Annotated in this window: 5 protein-coding genes; 1 reads left to right on the forward strand and 4 read right to left on the reverse strand. The window is 70.0% G+C overall.

Going from position 1 to position 3,726, the window contains the following annotated elements; translation table 11 throughout:
* Together ABZV34_RS37615 and ABZV34_RS37620 are read right to left on the reverse strand one after the other, a co-directional pair.
* Window positions 1-814: UbiD family decarboxylase (locus tag ABZV34_RS37615; protein ID WP_356287228.1), on the reverse strand; the 814-nt coding region annotated here is incomplete at its 3' end.
* 32 nt (window positions 815-846) lie between these two features.
* Window positions 847-1,443, reverse strand: coding sequence for a non-oxidative hydroxyarylic acid decarboxylases subunit B (locus ABZV34_RS37620; protein ID WP_356287231.1), 597 nt, complete (start codon window positions 1,441-1,443; stop codon window positions 847-849).
* Window positions 1,444-1,583: 140 nt separating this feature from the next.
* Between ABZV34_RS37620 and ABZV34_RS37625 the strand changes: the two genes are divergently transcribed.
* Window positions 1,584-2,510, forward strand: a complete 927-nt coding sequence (locus tag ABZV34_RS37625; RefSeq protein ID WP_356287234.1) for an AraC family transcriptional regulator — start codon at window positions 1,584-1,586, stop codon at window positions 2,508-2,510.
* Window positions 2,511-2,744: 234 nt separating this feature from the next.
* On the opposite strand, the gene lexA is transcribed toward ABZV34_RS37625, so the two are convergent.
* Together lexA and ABZV34_RS37635 are read right to left on the reverse strand one after the other, a co-directional pair.
* Window positions 2,745-3,416: a transcriptional repressor LexA gene (gene lexA, locus ABZV34_RS37630; protein WP_356287237.1), complete on the reverse strand. Its 672-nt coding sequence runs from the start codon at window positions 3,414-3,416 to the stop codon at window positions 2,745-2,747.
* 74 nt (window positions 3,417-3,490) lie between these two features.
* Window positions 3,491-3,726, reverse strand: a 236-nt coding sequence (locus tag ABZV34_RS37635) for a hypothetical protein (RefSeq protein ID WP_356287240.1), incomplete at its 5' end; no start/stop codon positions are given.

Consider the following 3,726-nt stretch of genomic DNA (forward strand, 5'->3'; position numbering starts at 1 on the left):
AGGGTCCTACCACCTCCGGCTTGCGACCTTCGATCCCGCCTTCCATCACGACCCCGCTGCCCCCCGGCACCGGCAGCCGGGTCAGGGGCGCCGCCGCGATCGGCGCCGGCGCGCCGCGCAGGGCGCCGGCCAGTTCGTACTCGTTCTCGTCGTACCGCATCGGAGTGGAGGCGACGATCGAGATCACCGGGTCGTTGCCGACGGCGATGGCGATGGGAAGGTCCTCGCCGGATTCCTCGGCCTTCCGCAGGTGCTGGGCGATGTCGTGCACCGGTACCGGCTGGAGGGCGAGCCTGCGTTTGCCCTTCACCTCGATGCGGTAGATGCCGACATTCTGCTTGCCGCTGTCCTCCGGGTCCTCGGGGTCCTTGGACACGACCGCGGCCTTGTCGATGTAGAAGCCGCCGTCGCCGTCGTTGAGGCGGATCAGCGGAAGCACCTCGAAGATGTCGACGTCGTCCCCGTCCAGGGTGTTCCCGGCCCACAGGGGGTGCTCCCGCCACTCGGGCCGGACGGGGAACTCCGCCCAGCGGCGGATGAACTCCTCCACCTGCTCCTTGGGCCCGGTCTCCTTCGGCAGCCCCAGGGCCAGCGCGTGGTTGGCCCAGGAGCCGTGCACGTTCATGGCTATCCGGGCGTCCGTGAAACCGCTGATGTTGTCGAAGTAGAGGGCCGGCGCCGCATCCCCGAGGCGTGGTGCCGCGTTGGCGGCCGCGGCGATGTCCGGCTCCGGCTGCACCTCCTCGGTGATCCGAAGCAACTGCCCCTCCCTGTCCAGGGCTTCGAGGAAACTGCGTAGATCGTCATAGGCCATGTGAACCCCTTGATGACAGTCGTGGTGCGGAGTCAGAGCGCTGCCTTGAGCTCCTGGGCATGGGCGGCTCGCATGCCGCCCCAGCGTTTGGCGGCGGGCGCGGGGAGGTCGAACTGGTCGAGGACCCGGGCCGTGATGTGGTCGACGATGTCGTCGACGGAAGCGGGGTGGTTGTAGAAGGCGGGCATCGGAGGCACCATCCGCACGCCCATGCGCGACAGCGCCAGCATGTTCTCCAGATGGACATCGCTCAGCGGCGTCTCACGCGGAACGAGCACCAGCTTGCGGCGCTCCTTCAGCATCACGTCCGCCGCCCGGCCGATCAGACCGTCGGCGTAGCCGGCGCGGATCCCGGCGAGCGTCTTCATCGAGCACGGGACGATCACCATCCCGTCGGTCCTGAACGATCCGGAGGAGATCTTGGCGCCCTGGTCCTCGGGGGCGTGCACCTCGTCGGCGAGGGCACCGAGGTCGCGGGCGGACAGTCCGGTCTCCAACTCGATGGTGGCGCGCGCCCAGCGGCTGAGGACCAGATGGGTCTCCACCTCGGGCAGCCGGCTGAGATTCTCCAGCAGACGCACACCGAGCACCGAACCGGTCGCACCCGTCATTCCCACGATCAGTCGCACACGGCTCAGCTCCTCGGTAGATGTGAGGGGGTACGGAGGGGACGGAACGGAGGGGACGGACCACCTCGGTCACCACTTCACTCCCGCGCTTCACAGTAGGTTCGACCTGCCTGGTCAAAGCCGTACGATGAAGACAAGCCATGGACAAAAACGGACACGCTGACGTCACCGAAGTCCCCTACCGATCATCCGCGGGAGCTCCGCCGGGGGTCGAGGTCCTCGCCTTCGCCGACCTGGTCGCCCGCGCTCGTGGTCACGGAGTCGATCCCTATTCACCGGTCCGGGTCGCGTTCCACGAGTTGATCACCGTCCGTACCGGCACCTTGTGCTGCTCGCTGGATTTCACCGATCACGAGCTGACCGAGGGCGACTGGTTGTGGGCGCGCCCCGGTCAGATCCACCAGTTCCGCTCCGATCTGGCCTCGGCCGAAGGAACCGTCGTCCTCTTCCAGCCCGGTTTCCTGGACACCGCCACCGCCGAGGTCGCCCGTGTCGACCAGTACTTCCCCTACCGTCCGGTGACCCCCTCGGGCGCCGCGGGGGACGCGCTGAGGAACACCCTGGGTCTACTGGACAGCGAGTACCACGGGCTCGGCGGCCTGCCGTTGGAAGCGCACATCGAGGTGCTGCGCCACCTGCTGGCGGCCCTCGTTCTGCATCTCTCCCACCAGCGGGCCGCGGTGGGCGACGAGTCGGACGGCGGAGCGGGCACCGAGGCGTTCCGGCGCTTCCAGCAGGCCGTGGAGCGCGGTTACGCCCGCAGCCACCGGGTGGACGACTACGCCAGGGACCTGGGCTACAGCGTCCGCACGCTGACCCGGGCGACCCGTGACGCCGCCGGGTGCGGGGCCAAGCGCTTCATCGACAACCGGGTCCTGCTGGAGGCCAAGCGCCTGCTCGTGCACACCGACCTGTCGGCAGGGGTGATCGCCGAACGGGTCGGCTTCCCCGAGGCCACGGTCTTCACCAAGTTCTTCCGCAAGCTGGCCGGCGAGACCCCGACCGCCTTCCGTGACTCCTCGACGACCCACGGCCGCGTCCGGCGGGCGCGAAGCGCCGGCCCGTAGCCGCGTTCCGCCTGGTGGAGCCGACCGGTGGAGCCCACCGCTGGAGCCGACCGGCGAGCGGCGGCGGCGTTGCCGCACACGCGCGTCGTGCGCCGCCCGCCCTGCGCCCCGAGCTCGGCACGACGGCCTGCTCCGTGCGCTCTCCGCAGGGCTACGGAGATCCCGATCTCGGGAGCCGCTGCCCTGTCCCGTGAGTGCTTGACGTATCCGCCCACGCGCCGTCGTTGCGACTTCTCAGAGCAGGCGCAGCACGCCGACGACCTTGCCGAGGATCTGCGCGTCGTCGCCGGGGATCGGCTCGTAGGACGGGTTTCGGGGCATGAGCCACACCCGCCCGTCCTGGCGGAGCAGCACCTTGATGGTGGCCTCGTCCCCGAGGAGCGCGGCGACGATGTCTCCTTGGTCGGCACTGTCCTGGCGTCTGACGGTCACGATGTCGCCGTCGCAGATCGCCGCGTCGATCATGGAGTCGCCGGAGACCGTCAGGGCGAACAGGTCACCGTCGCCGACGATCTGGCGGGGCAGTGAGTAGACGTCCTCGACCATTTCCTCCGCGAGCAGGGGTGCTCCCGCGGCGATCCGCCCCACGAGGGGCACCTCGACCGGCGCCTGGCTCACACTGCCCAGGTCGGGCGCCCACGAGGGCCGCACGCGGTAGGCGCGGGGACGGTGCGGGTCACGGTAGAGGACGCCCTTGCGTTCCAGAGCCATCAGCTGGTGGGCGACCGAGGACGTGCTGGAGAGGTTGACGGCCTGGCCGATCTCCCGCATCGACGGCGGGTAGCCCTGACGCCTGACCGTGTCTGTGATGTAGCCGACGATGGCCGACTGGCGGCTCGTCAGCTCTCCCCCGGCGTTCCGGGTGCCCGGCGGACGGCCTCGGCGTGCGGGCGCGCTGTTCTCCATCCCGGGTACCTCCGTACAAGATCTTCGCAGAACGTGACCTTAACCCGCCATCCGGTGCAACCGGAACACCGGTGTCATCGTGGGCCTGCGGAACGGCGGCGGATCAGCGCGTCGACCGTGTCCGGGGGCGCACGGCGGCCGGGCCGGTCCAGTCGGCGGTGACGGCCGACGGCGGCGTCCTCGAGGGCGGGCCGAAGCCGCGCGTGACCTTCTCCCCGGTGCCGCGCGGTCGTGTGCGGTCCGGCCTGCCGTTCCGCTTGCTCGGGGGTGGCGCCGCCCCATGGCCGCCAGCGGGCACCACAGGTCATAG

It is taken from the genome of Streptomyces sp. NPDC005195, assembly GCF_040608315.1.
Taxonomy (GTDB): Bacteria; Actinomycetota; Actinomycetes; order Streptomycetales; family Streptomycetaceae; genus Streptomyces; species Streptomyces kaempferi.